Raw genomic sequence first — 15,701 nt, 5'->3', positions numbered from 1 at the left:
GTCTGGTTTCAGAGGGGGGAGTTCGCCGGGCGAGCGTTACGCTCGTCCTTGGGCTCGAATAGGGTATGGGCCGCGATCCCGAGCGCCGTTTCTACCTGGCCCGCCGCCTTGGTCAGTTGGTAGAAGTCCAGGCCCTCAACCGTGGTGTTCGCCTTCGCGTAATCGGCAAGGTAGCTTTCGGACTTGGACGTGATACCCCGGCGCTTGCAGACCAGATAGGCCAGAGACTCCGCCTCAAGCTCGGCTTCCGCGTGGCCGGGCCTGGGGCGCTGGTCGATGCTCAGATGCTTGTCCGACCCCAAGTGCCCCAGGAACAGGTGTCCCAACTCATGCACCAGGGTGACGAACCGCACGGTGGCGTCGTGGTTCTGGTTGATCCGCACCCGGTAGTCCGGGCGCACCTTCTTGTCCTTCGAGCGGCGGACCGCCTCGATCTCCCCAGCCCAGCCGTCCCCCTGGTCAACCTGCTCGACAGCGATGCCGATTTTTTCGAGCCCTGCGGTCGCCTTCGTCAAGGCCGCCTCGTCCATGGGGCCGGTCGCGTGGAAGGTCTGGGCCGCGTCCTCCGGCACCTTGTCCCCTTCGGTGTCCAGCACGTCGTAGACGAAGGCCACCGGACCAAAGGGCCAGAGGATCAGCAAGGGGCGGGCGTCCTCCTTGACGGTGCGGTTGAAACGGGTCCGCCAATCGTATTCCGATGCCGCGTAGGTCAGCCCAGGCCGCTGAATCTGCAACAGCATCGCGTTGAAGGGCGCGAAGTTGCGCAGCCGGGAGACGAACTTCAGCAGGTCCAGGTAGTCCTTGCTGGTGCGATACAGCCGCGAACGCTCCAGCAGGTCGGCCAGCAGGGAGCGTTCGGCGTCCTGCTGGTCCTGGCCCATCTGGTCCTGGCCGGGTCGGTTGTCTGGTTCCGTCATGACGATAACCCGTGGGCTGGTTGGCAGATCGGCACAGCCGGGGATTACCTGGCTCCGCCGCAGTGTACGCCAGAATACGGCGCGTAACGGCCAGGGGCAACGCGAAACCTGCCACCGCGAGTTGGCGAGCCCCATCAAGCACCGGCAGACCGGGATCGGGCCAGGCAGACGCACCAGAGCGCCGCAGCGCTGGCCCTGGATCGTGTGCGGAAAGTGCCGCCAAGGCGGAAGGGTCCCGCCGATTCCAATCGGCCCCTGCCCCAATCGACGCAAGGCAACGAACTAGGACGCAACTGGGCGTTAGGCTATGCCCTGGGCTTTGGCTTTGCCGTTCGTGTGGCCAGCCGGATGGACGCGCCTACGGGCCTCTTAGGGCCACTGGTGGCGGGGTACTAGCGGCCTCGCCCCGGTGGCAGTCGGGAGAGCCAGGCCAGGGCCAGCGTGGTAATCCCCATCCCCGGCGGCAGTTCCTGAAAGGCCCGCAACACCTGCTCCCGGTCGATGGCGTCAAGCACTCGAGTAGATCATAGAAAATCTACTTAGTTTTGTTAAGTGGAGTTAGCTTTTAATAAACAAATTATATGGCAAGATTAGAATTTCTTATGACATGTCGGGCTTCTCGACTGCAATGTCGATCTCGGTGTTCGATGCCATTTCGTTAGATCCCCGTGCTGGCGGCCGTTGCCGCTGTTGCGTTGTCAACATCCAGGGAAAGCAGGGCATCCGCCCAGCGTCGTTTGCCGAACTTCGGACCGGCAATTACCAGCCCGTCGGCATGGGCGGCGGCGCGATAGCCGGATGGGAGGGTCAGAACTCCACGATCCTTCTCCGGGATCGGCGCGGCGAAGCGGAGCAGGTCGCGCAGCCGGTGGCGTTCCGATGTCCACCAGTAGGCCCGCAACTCGCGATCCGTCAGCAGCTTCTTCGTCTTGACCGTCGGCAAGATCGCGGCTACCAACTCGGTAGGGTCAACGGGCAGGCCCCAGCTTTCGAGCCGGATCACGAACCCCGCCAGGTCGGCCAGGGTCAAGCCGTCAACGCCCGATGCCCTGTTGCTGCGTCCCGACGGGCGCCAACGAAGACACTGAACCGGAGCTTCGGCCAGCCGCGCCATCTCCGGCCAGCGTGCGCTGATCTCCCACGGCGCTCCCAGGTCGATCAGTAAATCCTCGATTTGCCACCCCGCAGCCCCGCCCTGTCGGACGATGTCGGCCAGACGGGCGGCAGGCACGGCTTTTGGGACCAAGCCGTGTTCCGACGTGCGTTGCAGCGCGCACCACAGGCCCCGCACGGCATGGGCTTGGTCGTTGTTGTTTATGTCCATCGTCAACTGTCTCCGTTGGTTAAATGCGCCCGCCGCGACCTGTCGCGGTGCCGGGCGGGGTGTTTTGAAAGGTTACGCGGCTCGCCACCCTCGATGCAGACGCGGGCGCGAGGACCGGGCGGCCCAAACCTTTTCGGCCCATGCGGCGCGATAGCCACGAGCGGCGGCGAGGGCTTTCAGGTCATCAAGGGTCCGGCAGGCGGCCTGTTCGCGCTTAGCCTGTAACCGTCGGTCGTCAGGACGGACCTCAACCAAGGTCCCGTCCACTTGCGCGATCTCGCGCGGTTGGACGGGGTACTCGAAACTGCACTCGGGGCAGGCAGGCGCGGGCGCATGGGCGCACTCACACTGGGGGCAAACCTTGAGGGGGTCCTTGTCTGCCTCCCTGGCAGGCGTCTTTGTTCCTGCCACAGAGGAAGGTCCTCCAGCCAGGGCAAGATGGGTAAGGGGTAGCTTTCCCGGTTTTCCCGTTTTTCCGTTTTTCCGGGAATTCCGGGACACTTCCTCACTTCCCGGTTTTCCCGGACCCTTTTTATAGGGTCCGGGAAACCGGGAAAAGCGGGAACGGGGGGGAAGGGGTGTCGTCATGGCAGCCACATCCAACCGTTCTGGTAGGAGAGATGCCCCTTCGCAACCAGGCTGGTAATCGCTTCCTGTGCCCGTTGGCGACGGTGCTTGTCGTCGGTGGTCATGCGGGCGGCGGCGGCCTCCATGGCCTGCTCCCAGGTCACGCAGGGCCGCGAGTCCGGGGCGCCTTCCTGCGCGTAGTCATGGGACGCCTTGAGGGCCACGCTGATAGCGTCAAGGGCGATGCGCATATTGCCCCCCGATGGCGGTTTGGTGCGCTTCACCTCGTCCTCGGTGCGCTCCCGAGGCTGCACCACGCAGGAGGTCAACATATCCCCGTCCTCATCCGCTCCCAGTTCAACCACGGATAGGGCGAAGGGAATCGGGTCGGATTCCGGGATGTCCTTGCCCCGCTCCACCCGCCAGTGGCGCCGGTCCCCCGATTCATCGCGAGAGACTTCGATAATCACGTCCACGGCGCCGGTCAAGCTGGAATGGCCCCGCAGCCCTCGACTCGCATCTTTGCCAGAGTGATGAATCAGCAGGACCAGCCCCCCCACTTCCCGCTGCAACCGTTTGGCGCCGCCAATGATCCGGCTCATATCCGCACTGGCGTTTTCATCGGCCCCCGGAGATGCGGCGTTCAGGGTGTCAATAATTGTCACCCCGTCCACGCAGCCGGCCCCCCGAATGGCGTCCGCCAGCGCCACCAGGTCCCCCGATGCCAGGATGGACCACGGCGCGGTGATAAAGCGCAGTTCTGCCTGGCGGGTCTGGCCCTTGATGCGGTCATACGCCTCCCAGCGCTGGGCTAGGCCGGCCTCGCCCTCCAGCCCGACATAGACCACGGGCGCCGGGCGCGTGCGGTAGCCGAACCAGTCCCGGCCCTCGGTGATGGCGGCGGCGCAGTCCAGTGTCAGAAACGTTTTCCCCGACTTCGGCGCTCCATACAATCCGCCTACCCCATTGGCGGGTAGCACGTCCTTGATACGATAACCGGCCCGAGGCAGGGCCCCCAGTTCATCCGGGGTCATCAGGTGATACCGGGTCTTGGGTGGTTCCTCCTCGGCTGGCGCGGGGTCCGGCCCCGTGTTTGCCTGCTCCTCAGCCCGGTGCATGGCCTCAGCCCATTCCTGTCCCGTGCCTGGCCAGTCGGCAGCATCGTTGCCCCAGAGGCCGTGCGGAAATGTGACGATTTTAGGCATGGGCGGCCTCCCGGCAGACAATCACCTCACTCCCTGGCCAGCGGTGTTCGACTTCCTCAGCTACCGCCCGCAATCGTCCGGCCCCAAATGCGACGTAGACAGCGCAATTCCCGCCCATGTGCTCCAACATCTTGGCCCCCGTCGCCCACCCTTCCACGACGTAGCGGGGCAGGTTCGGATCAAGATCGTTGCCCAGCACCAGCCAGCCACCGGACTTCGGCCCGAACGACTGCCGGAGAAACTTGCCGTTGGCGTCCCGGTTCTCGCTCAAGCACTCCACCGCCACCAGAACCCCATCGGGATTACGCACGGGGACGATGATGCAGTCAGCGCCTTGCCCGATCAGCCGGCCCGAGGCGCGGGTCCGACCGGCTCCAAAGGCCCCGCCAAGCCGCTTGGCGATGGCGTAGGGATGCGCCGCGACGATGGCCCCCTCCCTGTTCACCCGGCCCCACAGGGCGCGGGCGTAGGCCCCTGTATCCCGTTGTGGAGCGGGAGCGGGCGGCGGACGATGGGATGCTAGGGGCTTCCTGGCAGGCGGCTGTGCATCGCCCGCCACTCCCAGGATTTCTGCCACGGCGCGGAAGGTTTCGGGCTTGCTCCAGCCGAAAACGTGGGCAAGCAAGTCGAAACCGTCGCCGGTCAGGGTGTCTCCCCCGCCGCCGCAAACGAAGGTGCCGCGACCCGCCTTATCGTCCCACCGGTAGCGGTCCCGCCCCCCGCAGCCCGGGCAGGGACCATGGCGGTTTTTGAGAAATTCAGAGGCGATGCCCAGGGCGGGAAGGATTACGCGCCACTTGTCGCGGGCGAGATAGGGGAGTTCATCAGCAGTGTTTGTTGAATAACGCATGTCCGCCCCTACGCCGCCTTGCGGGTTTTGGCTATCTGCGCGGTAATCCAATCCTCAATTTCTGACTCGACCCATCCGACAGCCTGCGATCCAAGTTTTACGGGCCGAGGAAAGGTCGGGTCGAATTCATGGGGCTTATTCGGGTTTTGTTTAAGTTTTCCGTAGATGGCCGACCGAGACAGCCCGGTGCGCCGCTCTACCTCATCTCGCCTCAATATAACTGTTGCCATGCTGCCAAATCCCAGTGTGACGATTCCGCCCTGTGCGGAACCATTGCGATAGGCTAGGCAGAAAAAATATCCTTGTCACCCGGCACGTTAGGACAATTCAGCGGACAATTAAACCGCGATAATTGTCCTCCCCCCCATGATCCAGGCATAAAAAAACCGCCCTGAGGCGGTTGTGATCTTCATGAGTCGTTACTTCGTCGTCGTACCGTGCGCAGCACCGACTCTGGATTTACTCCGTAAACCTCAGCCGCTTCCAATGCTGCTACTTTCTTGGGTTTTCTGTCAGTGATGATCGCGTTCAAGGCTCTATCAACCGCCGCCGCCATTTCCGGTTTCTGCCGTGGTCCGGGCTTTTTCTTCTCGCTACCGCCACTTGTTTCGTCCTGCCCAGCCATCTCGTAATCCATCCGCTCCGCCCAGGCCCGCACCTCGTTCATGCTCACTGGCCAGGTGAGATTGACCGCTTGGACCTCCTCCAGAATGCCCAGCTTCTCCTCCGCCGACAGGTGCAGGGCCGCCATCTCCGTTACGTCCGGCAACAGGGATCGCACCCCGAGCTCGTCCACCATAAACTCAGGCTCCAGCTTCTCCTCGCTGTAGTGGGAGACAAATACGCACCGCCCTTGCGCCCGGTCCCATGCCGTCTGTACCTCCCCCTCCTCGGCGCGCGGCAGTTCCCATTCCGTCCGTACCTCCACCTCCTTGATGGGTGGCGGGTTGATACCGGGCACGATCTGGAGCAGGGGCCGGGGCGGATGTCGGGGGCTCCAGGTCATCATCTCGCCCGAGGGGACTTCCCTGTCGAGTGCCGCGTCCCCGGTCTTCCCCTCCAGCGTCACCGGCTCCTCGGGCTCGCCGGGGAGGGTGAACAGGCGGATGAACTCCGTCAGGCCGATGATCTTGGCGTCGTCGCTCATGCCGCTCTACGCGCATCCAGGGACACCACCTCGGCGCCAGCGGTCAGGCAGTAATTCGCCCATGCCTCCATCAACAGGCGCCGCTTCTCAAACAGGTCACCCCGCCGATACGCGGCCTCGACCTTGTTTTCGATGGCATGGGCCAGGGCCATTTCGCACACATCGCGGGGGAAACTGGACACCTCCCCGCTCCAATCGCGGAAAGAGCTACGGAACCCATGCGGCACGGCGGAGGACAGCGACCCGCCGACGCCGTGCCCCAAGCCCCGCATCAATTGCAGGAGGCTCATGTTCGACAAGGGCCTGCCCGCTTTGGCGCCCGGAAACACGAAGGGAGTGCCCACGACACGCGGCAGGGCCTCCAGGAGCGCGACCGCTTGCGGCACCAGGGGTATCCGATGCTCCCGCCCGCCCTTCATGCGCCCCAGCCGCCCACCGGGGATGGTCCACACCCGGTTTGCCAAGTCGATCTCGGACCACTGCGCCCCCAGGACCTCATTGGTCCGGCTGGCGGTAAGTATCAGGAGTTGCAGGGCGGATGAGGAGATGGAGGGATGGCCACATAGGCGCCGCATGAAGGCGGGCACATCGGTATAGGGCATGGCTGGGTGATGGTCACCGCTTTGCACCTTGGCCGGTTTCGGTAGCAGCTTGTCCAGGTGGCCGCGCCAGCGGGCCGGGTTCAGCGGATCACGCCACTTGCGGGCGGCGGCGTAGTCGAGGATGTTTTCCAGGCGCCCCCGTACCCGACTGGCGGTCTCGTTGCGGGTCAACCAGACCGGAGAGAGGATTTTCAGCACATCCTCGGTGCCGATCTGGTCAATGGGCTTGGTGCCGATGATCGGGCGGGCATAGGTCTTGAGGGAGGCAACCCATTGGCGCCCGTGTTTACGATTACGCCAGCCCCGCCGATGCGCCCGGATGAACGCGGCGGCGCAGGATGTGAAGGAGGGGACCGATTGCACCGCCAGCCGCTCCGCTTCCCGGGCCGCCTTCGGGTCCTGGCCTTGGCGGGCCAAGTCTTGCCACTTCTCATTATCCTTGCGGGCCTGGGCCAGATTTGACCCCTTGGCCAGTCCCAGCCCCATCCACTGCCGGCGCCCGGCGAATGTGTAACGTGCCTGCCAGGATCGCGATAGACTAGCCGTGACCACCAGGTACAGCCCATCGCCATCCGGATGCCGCCCGGGGCCGATGGTATCCACCTTACGCGAGTTGAGTTGCTTTGCCGCCATATCTGCCCCCTAAACCAAGCTACCATTCAAGCTACCACTTGGTGAAGATTATAGCGGATTGGTGCGGCAGGGCAAGGACTATAAACTACTGATGTGGAAGAAATTTAAGGAGCATTCGGAATGATGAAGACAAGTTCTCAGAGGACACCCTCTCCGCCACTCAATACAAGCTCTTGGTGTGAACCAAGGGCATTTTCCTGATCGATCCCTCTAACCACAAGTTGGTTTGCAGGTCCGACTTCCCCGTCCTCACCGCTGCAGGGTGGCGAGGCAAACCGGATCGGCGACGGATTTGACTCGGCCGGCTGGATTGCCATCCTCTCGCCAGCGCCAGCGCCAGCGCCAGCGCCAGCGCCGGCTTTCGGCATTTTGCAAGACAGAGCCAGCGAATGGGTCGTGGCGCGGATCATCAAGACCGTCTCCTGACCGCCAGAACCTGCGCATCATCCCCAACACCGCTCCGGGCAGAGGAGCCAGTCACCTCAACCGCCCGGCGTGCCAGCCACCCATACGGTAGTGCCCCGATCAGCAGGATAGAATTTTCTAAAATGCTGATTAATATCTATAAGCTTCGTCATCATCCTGCTGATTGGGGCACTACCCAAAGCGCCAGGAGGTATCCATGAAATGGGGAGAGGTTCGGACCGAGTATCCCAACGAGTGGCTGATCGTCGAGGCGATCCGGTTCCATGAGGAGGGCGACGTATTCGTGGGCGATGATGTGACGGTGGTCGAAAAATGTCCCGATGGCGCCGCGGCATTCGCGGCCTACCGGCGTCTTCATCGAACATATCCCGCGCGTGAGTTCATTTTCGTGCATACCAGCCGCCAGGATTTGCGGCTTGAAGAGCGGCGCTGGATGGGTGTCAGGGCAGGCGCATGAAGCTTGTACTGCGCGAATCCCTGCTGTTTTCGTCACTCACCTTAGCCTATCGCGGTGCCCGGTTGGAGATTGACGATATTTTGGTGGATACCGGTTCGTCCACGACGCTGCTCTCCATCGATGCCGTCGCCCCGCTGGGCATTCATCCGGAGCCCACCGACATCATCCGCCGGATACGGGGAGTGGGTGGGGTGGAGTATGTGTTTTCCAGACAGGTCGACGCGATCGCCCTGCACGGATACGAAACCGCATCCCTGGAAGCGGAATTTGGCGACTTGAACTTTGGGCTCAAAATGAATGGCATCTTAGGTCTGGACGTACTGCTCCGGGCTCGAGCCGTTCTCGATCTCGGGAATCTGGCCATCAAATTTTCAGTCTGAAGTTATACCCAGCGCTGATCACGCTTCGGCGGCGAGCGGGAGGGTCGGGTGGCGGCGGGCGGGGGTGTCGACAGCAGGGATGCTGTCGCCAAGCCTACAGGGATGTATTCACGGCGTCCCCCGCCGGACGCCACCCGGCCCGGGAAACCGAAAACTCAAAGTTGTTGGGTATATAGATGGGGTTGGATTGGGCTAACCTCACCGCGGCAGGGTGGTGAGCCGCACCAGTTCGGCGACGGATTTGATCTGCAGCTTTTTCATCAGATTGGCGCGATGGGTTTCGATCGTGCGGACGCTGTTGCCGAGTTCCCAGGCGATGGCCTTGTTGGCCTTACCCTGGACGATATGCTGCAAAACCTCCCGCTCGCGCGGGGTGAGGGTCTCCAGGCGGGTGGTCATTTCCTCCAGGTCGCCATATTCCTCCCGATAGCGCTGATCCACCGCCAGGGCCTTGCGCACCCGCTCCAGGAGGTACTGATGATTGACGGGCTTCTCCAGGAAATCCACGGCGCCTAACTGCATGCTTTTGACCGCCGTGGGGATTTCGCCATAGGCGCTGAGCATGATCACCGGCATGGCCGAGCGGTGCGCCCGCAGGGCATGCAACAACTCCAGGCCATCCATCTCCGGCATGCGCAAATCCAGGATGGCGCAGCCCGGGGCCTTGATGTCCAATTCCTCCAGATAGGCCCTGGCGGAGCTAAAGTCCCTGACCTTGAGCTGGACCGACTCGAAGAGCCAGCGCAGCATTTGCCGTTGGTTATCATCGTCGTCGATGACAAAAACGGTGGGTTCCGCGTCCATCGGCTATCTCCCGCCAGAGTTATCAGGGGTCTGAAGAGCGGCTCCGCCTTCGGCCGGAGCCTGCTCCCGCCAGGGCGCCAGGGCCGCGATCAAGGTCGCGAGCCGGTCATCCAAATCCGCCAGCCCAGCATCGAGGTCGGTTTCGCCCCGGTCGATGGCCTCCTCCATCAGTCTAGCCGCTCCCATCAGGTCCATGGCGCCGAGACTGCCGGCGTTGCCGCGCAGGTTGTGCAGCCGCCGGGCGGCGCTATCCCGCTCGCCCCGCTCCAGGTCTCCCCGTACCTCGGCGACCAGGCTGCCGTAACTGGTGGCGAATTGCCCCAGGAGTTTCAGGAACATGGCCCGATTCCCGCACAAGGTCTCGGCGGCCTGGTCGCTATCGATGCCGGCAATGGACGGAAAGGCACCCCCCATACCGGGGGCCAGCGGCGGCAGGATACCGGGTTCCGGCAGGCGGGGTGCCGGGGCTGCGGGGTCGGTGGTCGAGGGCCGGGTCTGGACCCATTGCCACAACAGCGCCACCATCCCCTTCAGTTTGAACGGCTTGGTCAGGACGTCATTGCACCCGGCCCGCCGGGCTTCTTCCTGCTGCCAGGGTAGGGCCCCGGCGGTCAGGGCAATGATGGGGAGTTCGGTCAGGGCCAGTTCCCGCCGGATCAACCGCGTGGCGCTCAGCCCATCCATGACCGGCATCTGGACATCCATCAACACGGCGTCATAGGCACTGGGCTCGCGCTGCAAAATCTCCAGGGCCTCCTGGCCATCCACCGCCAGGCGGACCCGGGCACCCTCAAGCTCCAGGGCCTGCCTCACCACCTCGCGGTTGATTTCGCTGTCGTCCACGACCAGGAAATGCCGATCGGTCAGGCGCGGAACGGCGGTGGCCTCGATCTCCCGCCCAGGCTCCAGGTCCGACTCCCCGTTATCGGCCCTGGCAAAAGGGAGTTCAAACCAGAAGGTGCTACCCCGGCCCGGCAGGCTGGCAACGCCGATCGTGCCGCCCATCAGTTCCACCAGGTGCTTACTGATGGCCAGCCCCAGGCCCGTGCCTCCGTAGAGGCGAGTCGTGCCGTGAGTAGCCTGGGTGAAGGGGGTAAAGAGCCCTTGTAAGGCCTCGGGGTCGATGCCGATCCCCGTATCCCGGACCTCGAAGATCAGCCGGATGGCCGTATCGGACACCGCCACGGGGTGGACCAGGAGGGACACCTCGCCCCGATGGGTGAATTTGATGGCATTGCACAGCAAATTGACCAGGACCTGCTTCAGGCGCAGCCCATCCCCCACCAGGATGCCCAAGGGCTTCGATGGCGTAATCACGCGGAGTGTCAGCCCCTTGTCCCGGGCGGTGATGCTCATGAGGCCCTCGATCTTGGCCAGGTGGTCCGCCAGGTCGAGATGGCCAAGTTCGATCCGCATCCGGCCGGCCTCGATCCTCGACAGGTCGAGGATTTCATCGATGATGCCAAGCAGGTTCTCGCCGGCCTCCTCGATGCGCTCGACCATGCGGCGCTGGCCGTCCCCCAGGGGCTCGCGCCCCAGGAGTTGGGCCAGGCCCAGCACCGCATTCAGCGGCGTGCGGATCTCATGGCTCATGTGGGCCAGGAACTCGCTCTTGGCCGCGTTGGCCGCGTTGGCCTCGGCGGTGCGCGCCACTACCTTGCGCTCCAGATCGGCGCTGAGTTTACGACAACGCCGTTCACTGTCGCGCAGATTCCGGTCGGCCAGCCGGCGCGCGGTAATGTCCTCCATGACGATGCTGATGCCAATGACCCGCTCATGGAGGCTTTTCAGGGGAAAAAAATGCGTTTGCCAGGTCCGCGTGACCCCGGGTTGATCGGGGGTCTGACCGGTCGATTCATAGTTGCGGACGGCTTTGCCCGTGGTCAGGACGGAGCGGAGCAGGGGTTCGACCTGGGCGGCAAAGTCGGGGAGCACCTCGCGGAGGGTACGGCCGGGGTAGGCCCCGATCGCGGGGCCATACAACTCCGCCATCTGGGCGTTGATGCGCAAGAAGCGCAGCTCGCTATCCAGGGCGCAGAGTCCCACCGGGGCGCTATCGTAAAAGGCCTCGATTTCGGCCAGCCTCCGCCGGGCCGCCGCTTCGCTCTGGCGCAGCAGGGTCTCCGCCTGTTTGCGTTCGGTGATATCCATGACCAGGATGATGGCGCCCGCCGGCTGCCCCGCCTCCGGGTCGGCAATGGGCGCCGCGGCCAGGTTCATCCACACCCATTCCCGGTTCTGGCGATGGCAACGTGCCTCGACCGTGCCGGCTTGCCGTTGATCGAGCAGGTCATCTAGCCACCGTGGGTCCTCGGCGTCATCCCCGGGGAGGATGATGTCCGACCAATGCTGGCCGAGAAGTTCCTCGCGGCTATAACCCAGGAGGGTGCAAAAGCGGCTATTGACATCCACCAACCGGGTTTGCTGATCGATTTCGACCACTCCGGCCAGGCCTTGCTGGACGAGGGCGCCGAGGCGCGATTCGCTCGTGTGCCGGGCGGCGACGGCCCGGACCTCCGCCAACTCCGCCTCCCGACGCAGGCGGTCCGTGATGTCACCCGCGATACCCCGCATGCCCAGGAATTCGCCCTGGGCGCCAAAAAAGGGGGTGCCACTGACGCCGGCGACCCGCGGGCGGCCGTCGCGATGCGGCAAAGGACATTGCAACCCAGAAAAAGGCTTTTGGCTAACCAGGTAATTCAGGTTCCGCCGTGAGGCCTCCCGTCTTGCCGCTTGCGGGAGGAGTTCCTCGGGTTTCCTGCCCAGAAAGTCCGCCGGCGGATGGCCCGTCAGCGCCTCGAATTGGGGACTGAGATAGGTGAAGCGCCCCTGGCGATCGGTTTCCCAGATGCAAGCGCTGATGGTCTCGACCAGGCCCCGGAATTTTTCCTCGCTATGTCGCAGGTTCTCCTCGAATTGCTTGCGCGCCGTGATGTCGTCGTCGGTCCCGACGAACAGGAGGGGCTTGCCCTGGGCATCGTATTCGGCGACGCCCCCCCGCGACAGAATCCAGCGCCAGGCGCCATCTTCGGCTTGTAACCGATACTCGTAGGCGTCCGGGGTGGCCTGACCCGCGAAACGCGCATCCATCGCCGCGACCAAGCCCGGGCGATCCTCGGGATGCACGAGCTGCAACCAGTGCTGCACATCCAGGGTCACCTCGCCCACCGGGAGGCCCAGAAGGGGCGCCCCATGCGGGCTGGTCCAGAGCTGGTTCGTCGCGCAATTCAGTTCCCAATAGCTCTGCCGGGTTCCCTCCAGGACCCGTTGCAAGCGGGCCTCGCTCGTCGCCAGGGCTTGCTGATCCCGCCTGGCTTGAGTCACGTCGAACAGCGTGGCCAGGATGAGGGGGTGACCCGGGCGACTCAGCAGTTCCCAATAGACCTCGACCTCGATTTCTTCGCCATTACGCAGGCGGTGCCGGCTGGCCAGCGGTGCCGGCAGCATCCGACTGTGCGCCGCTATGGCCAGCTTCTCCAGGCACTCCTCGCGACTCAGGGTATGAATCTCCCAGAGGTGCATCTGGCGCAGTTGCTCCCGGGGATAGCCATATAAGTTCGCCGCCGCCGGAGACGCCTCCAGGAGTCGCCCCGTCGCGGGCTCGACCAACAATTTAACAAGCTCGCGACTCTCCATGCTGAGGATGAAAAGCTCGGCCTTTTCCCGCAGGCTCGTGGTGCGCGCCCGGTAGCGTTGCTCCCGTTCGGTAATGTCCAGCATGGCGATCAGGCACCGGCGATCAGGGCTGGCGGCGGAGGGCGTGCCTTCCAGTTGCAACCGGCGCGGCGGGTTATCATCGGTGGCCAGAAACACCTGGCACATCTGCCGGGCCCCCGCCCCGAACAGCCGGTCGATAAAGGCGCTGAAGACTACCCGGTCCCGCGGGGCGACAAAGATACCAAGGCGTTTGTCGATCAGTTCGTCACGGGGATAACCGAGCAGGTCCGCGCCGACCAGGTTGATCGCCAGGATGGAGCCCGTGTCGGTGAGGGAACCATAGCCGATGGGTCCCATTTCGAAGAAATCGGCGGCGTTTTTCAGACTCGCTTCCAGTTCCTGGCGCGTCTCGCACAGGGCCTGGTTCTGCATCTCCAGCTCGATCTGATGGACTTGCAACTCATGGACGAGCCGCTGAGCCTGGCCCGCGACCCAGGGCTCGGTCTCCCGGGACCCGGATGCCTCCTGCCGCTCCAGTTCCGCCTCGGCCAGACCCCGCAGCACAGAGCTCCCCGTCGGCGTCACCGGAGCCGCCGCCGACGCATCCTTACTGTTTTTCATGGTTGTTAGCGTCTAAGGGTCCGCGGAATGATAGTGGCCTGGCCTTTTCGGGGAGGGGACAACCGCGGCGTCCCCGGCGCGCAGCCGCGTCAATTCCTCCCGGGCCATGGCAAAGATGTTCCAGTTGAGCTGGCCGCTGGGGGGCTCCAGATACTTGCCGGTACGGCCACTGATGGAGAGGATGTCGCCCTGGGGATGGGCAAGCACCGCCGCGGGCGAGAAGCGCCGTAACAGCATCTGCTCGAACTTCGACAAGGGCCATGCGCCGTTCGATGCGCCGATAAAGCGAGGGCTTTTTGTAGAGGGAGAAGTCATGCCCCGTATGGGTGCACAGCAGGATCAGCACCTTGTACAGGGCGCTCTGGTCAGGCTCCTCGGTCGGGTGCCTGGCGGGAACCGGACGGAGGCCGCTATGCAATGGGGAAGGGCTGGCGCGGGAAGGGCTTCGCCGACTCCGGAGAATCTGGCGGCCGCGGCGACTCCGGTACCACGGGCGCCTCGGCTGGCGAGGCCATCGAGGCCTCCGCCGGTGACGGCGCCAAGGGTGGAGTTCCAGCGTGGACGGGACCATGGCGGCTGGCGAGGCCGGGTCGAGTGGCTGGCCCGGGGCGGCGGGTGGCTTTTCCATGGGTTCTGTCCCTGATGCGGGGCTTGGAGGTCTGGCCGGGCAGGCACCGAACCTGCTCAAAATTCCTTTTTATTCCGAAAACCCAAGGATGTCAAATTTGACAAGATGTTTGCTATTGACGACGCGTTTATAAATAAACACAAGGAGTTGCGACATTATCGGAGACCGCCATCCGGGCGGTAGGGGAGTGCCAACCAACCCCACCCCCCGGGGTTCATGCCTCCGCTGAACAGACGCGATCACGTCCCGCGGCCTTGGCGACATAGAGGGCATGATCCGCCCGCTCGAACAGGTCCCTGGCCAGATTCAAGCCGAATTCCTTGCCCAGTTGCGGCAGGGAGCCCAATTTGAGCTGGGCCCGGGAGAAGGATTGACTGGTGGCGATGCCGATGCTGAGGGAGACAAAGGGCCGACCGCTGGCGGGGGCATGGGGGATGGCCAGATTCCGCAGGTTGGCACGGATCTTCTCCGCCAGGACGGCCGCTTCCTCCTGCTTGGTGCTGGCCAGCAGGGCGGCGAATTCCTCGCCGCCATATCGGGCGACAAAGTCACCGCCACGGGTGAGGGTGGTGGAGATGCCCTGGGCTACCTTGCGCAGGCACTTATCCCCCTGGGCATGGCCAAAGTAATCGTTGTAGGCCTTGAAATGATCGATATCGATCATGAGCAGGGACAGGGGCTGGTCATCGCGCAGAGCCCGCCGCCATTCCATGGTTAACCGCTCGTCCAGGGCGCGCCGATTGGCGATGCCGGTGAGGGGGTCCTGGCTGCTCAGGGAACGGAGCAGGTCGTTTTGGGCCTTCAGCTTGAGATGGGTCATGACCCGGGCCCGGACCAGGGGGGGGCTGATGGGCTTGCTGATGAAATCCACGGCGCCGGCATCCAGAGCCCGGACCTCGCTGGCATAGTCGCTGACGACGGTCACGAAGATGACGGGTAATTCCGGATGCTCCTTCTGCAGCATGCCGCAGGTGGTAAAGCCGTCCAGGTTAGGCATAAGGGCGTCCAGCAACACCAGATCGACGCCGCCCTTCTCCACTATCGCCAAGGCCTCGACGCCGCCATGGGCGGTATGCATCTCGCCCAGACCCTCCAGGGCGTTCTTGAGAATCATGATGGCGGTGGGATCGTCGTCCACTATCAGGATGCTGGCGGGTGATCTCATGCTACTGCTTTCCTCTAAACACTCTCGGGGGTCCGATGCGGGGTCAGGGCCCGGGATAAGATGAGTTCGAACCCAAAGGTCGTTCCCCGACCGGGTTGACTGACGGCGCCAAGGGTGCCACCCACCGACTCAATCAGGCGTTTAGAGGTCGCGCTCCAGGTCCGGCTCGCGCGGCGGCGCCACCGCGGGTGCCGAACAGGCCTGGATGGCGCGATGGCCGGCAGCGCCGCGCGCAATCCGGGCTGGGATATTGACTCGTTCTATTCATCACCCTGAATGTTCCTCCTTCCAGCCGAGTAATCTGGGCCAATAGCTGTT

The 15,701-nt window shown here is 63.8% G+C and carries 13 protein-coding genes; 2 read left to right on the top strand and 11 right to left on the bottom strand.

From position 1 onward, the window contains the following. Nucleotides 1–8: 8 nt before the first annotated feature. The 7 genes from IPN92_16725 to IPN92_16695 form a co-directional block, all read right to left on the bottom strand. Nucleotides 9–917: an ImmA/IrrE family metallo-endopeptidase gene (locus IPN92_16725; protein ID MBK8639831.1), complete on the bottom strand. Its 909-nt coding sequence runs from the start codon at nt 915–917 to the stop codon at nt 9–11. A gap of 658 nt (nt 918–1,575) precedes the next feature. Then, complete coding sequence (locus IPN92_16720; protein ID MBK8639830.1) at nt 1,576–2,241, bottom strand: hypothetical protein; 666 nt, start codon at nt 2,239–2,241, stop codon at nt 1,576–1,578. 584 nt (nt 2,242–2,825) lie between these two features. Next, nucleotides 2,826–4,013 carry an AAA family ATPase gene (locus IPN92_16715; protein ID MBK8639829.1) on the bottom strand — a complete coding sequence of 396 codons (1,188 nt, stop codon included), beginning with the start codon at nt 4,011–4,013 and terminating at the stop codon, nt 2,826–2,828. After that, entirely contained in the window at nt 4,006–4,863 is an 858-nt protein-coding gene (locus tag IPN92_16710; GenBank protein ID MBK8639828.1) for a P4 alpha zinc-binding domain protein, read from the bottom strand. Before IPN92_16710 ends, IPN92_16715 begins: the two co-directional genes overlap by 8 nt. Nucleotides 4,864–4,871: 8 nt before the next feature. Next, nucleotides 4,872–5,093, bottom strand: a complete 222-nt coding sequence (locus tag IPN92_16705) for an AlpA family transcriptional regulator (GenBank protein ID MBK8639827.1) — start codon at nt 5,091–5,093, stop codon at nt 4,872–4,874. 179 nt (nt 5,094–5,272) lie between these two features. Then, nucleotides 5,273–6,010 (bottom strand): hypothetical protein, encoded by a 738-nt coding sequence (locus tag IPN92_16700; protein MBK8639826.1) that lies wholly within the window; start codon nt 6,008–6,010, stop codon nt 5,273–5,275. Further along, nucleotides 6,007–7,245, bottom strand: a complete 1,239-nt coding sequence (locus IPN92_16695; GenBank protein MBK8639825.1) for an integrase arm-type DNA-binding domain-containing protein — start codon at nt 7,243–7,245, stop codon at nt 6,007–6,009. The genes IPN92_16700 and IPN92_16695 overlap by 4 nt, the downstream gene beginning before the upstream one ends. A 622-nt stretch (nt 7,246–7,867) precedes the next feature. Between IPN92_16695 and IPN92_16690 the strand changes: the two genes are divergently transcribed. Both IPN92_16690 and IPN92_16685 read left to right on the top strand, forming a co-directional pair. Then, nucleotides 7,868–8,128 (top strand): hypothetical protein, encoded by a 261-nt coding sequence (locus IPN92_16690; protein ID MBK8639824.1) that lies wholly within the window; start codon nt 7,868–7,870, stop codon nt 8,126–8,128. Continuing rightward, nucleotides 8,125–8,508, top strand: coding sequence for a retropepsin-like domain-containing protein (locus IPN92_16685; GenBank protein MBK8639823.1), 384 nt, complete (start codon nt 8,125–8,127; stop codon nt 8,506–8,508). The genes IPN92_16690 and IPN92_16685 overlap by 4 nt, the downstream gene beginning before the upstream one ends. A gap of 198 nt (nt 8,509–8,706) precedes the next feature. Here IPN92_16685 and IPN92_16680 read toward each other — a convergent pair whose 3' ends face one another. From IPN92_16680 to IPN92_16665, 4 genes are all read right to left on the bottom strand, one after another. Next, nucleotides 8,707–9,312, bottom strand: a complete 606-nt coding sequence (locus tag IPN92_16680; protein MBK8639822.1) for a response regulator transcription factor — start codon at nt 9,310–9,312, stop codon at nt 8,707–8,709. Between the two features lie 3 nt (nt 9,313–9,315). Beyond that, nucleotides 9,316–13,590: a PAS domain S-box protein gene (locus tag IPN92_16675; GenBank protein MBK8639821.1), complete on the bottom strand. Its 4,275-nt coding sequence runs from the start codon at nt 13,588–13,590 to the stop codon at nt 9,316–9,318. Beyond that, nucleotides 13,577–13,936: a hypothetical protein gene (locus tag IPN92_16670; protein MBK8639820.1), complete on the bottom strand. Its 360-nt coding sequence runs from the start codon at nt 13,934–13,936 to the stop codon at nt 13,577–13,579. The genes IPN92_16675 and IPN92_16670 overlap by 14 nt, the downstream gene beginning before the upstream one ends. A 496-nt stretch (nt 13,937–14,432) precedes the next feature. Then, nucleotides 14,433–15,383: a diguanylate cyclase gene (locus tag IPN92_16665; GenBank protein ID MBK8639819.1), complete on the bottom strand. Its 951-nt coding sequence runs from the start codon at nt 15,381–15,383 to the stop codon at nt 14,433–14,435. Nucleotides 15,384–15,701 lie beyond the last annotated feature (318 nt).

The sequence above is a fragment of the Chromatiaceae bacterium genome, assembly GCA_016714645.1.
Taxonomy (GTDB): Bacteria; Pseudomonadota; Gammaproteobacteria; order Chromatiales; family Chromatiaceae; genus M0108.
Note: the sequence above shows the minus strand (reverse complement) of the source record. Positions and strands in the feature narration are given on the sequence as shown.

Bases quoted from the DNA above. Each gene is read 5' to 3' on its own strand.
- IPN92_16710 (MBK8639828.1), bottom strand. From the start codon at position 4,863: ATGCGTTATTCAACAAACACTGCTGATGAACTCCCCTATCTCGCCCGC.
- IPN92_16700 (MBK8639826.1), bottom strand. From the start codon at position 6,010: ATGAGCGACGACGCCAAGATCATCGGCCTGACGGAGTTCATCCGCCTG.
- IPN92_16685 (MBK8639823.1), top strand. From the start codon at position 8,125: ATGAAGCTTGTACTGCGCGAATCCCTGCTGTTTTCGTCACTCACCTTA.
- IPN92_16690 (MBK8639824.1), top strand. From the start codon at position 7,868: ATGAAATGGGGAGAGGTTCGGACCGAGTATCCCAACGAGTGGCTGATC.
- IPN92_16725 (MBK8639831.1), bottom strand. From the start codon at position 917: ATGACGGAACCAGACAACCGACCCGGCCAGGACCAGATGGGCCAGGAC.
- IPN92_16675 (MBK8639821.1), bottom strand. From the start codon at position 13,590: ATGAAAAACAGTAAGGATGCGTCGGCGGCGGCTCCGGTGACGCCGACG.
- IPN92_16720 (MBK8639830.1), bottom strand. From the start codon at position 2,241: ATGGACATAAACAACAACGACCAAGCCCATGCCGTGCGGGGCCTGTGG.
- IPN92_16680 (MBK8639822.1), bottom strand. From the start codon at position 9,312: ATGGACGCGGAACCCACCGTTTTTGTCATCGACGACGATGATAACCAA.
- IPN92_16715 (MBK8639829.1), bottom strand. From the start codon at position 4,013: ATGCCTAAAATCGTCACATTTCCGCACGGCCTCTGGGGCAACGATGCT.
- IPN92_16705 (MBK8639827.1), bottom strand. From the start codon at position 5,093: ATGGCAACAGTTATATTGAGGCGAGATGAGGTAGAGCGGCGCACCGGG.
- IPN92_16665 (MBK8639819.1), bottom strand. From the start codon at position 15,383: ATGAGATCACCCGCCAGCATCCTGATAGTGGACGACGATCCCACCGCC.
- IPN92_16695 (MBK8639825.1), bottom strand. From the start codon at position 7,245: ATGGCGGCAAAGCAACTCAACTCGCGTAAGGTGGATACCATCGGCCCC.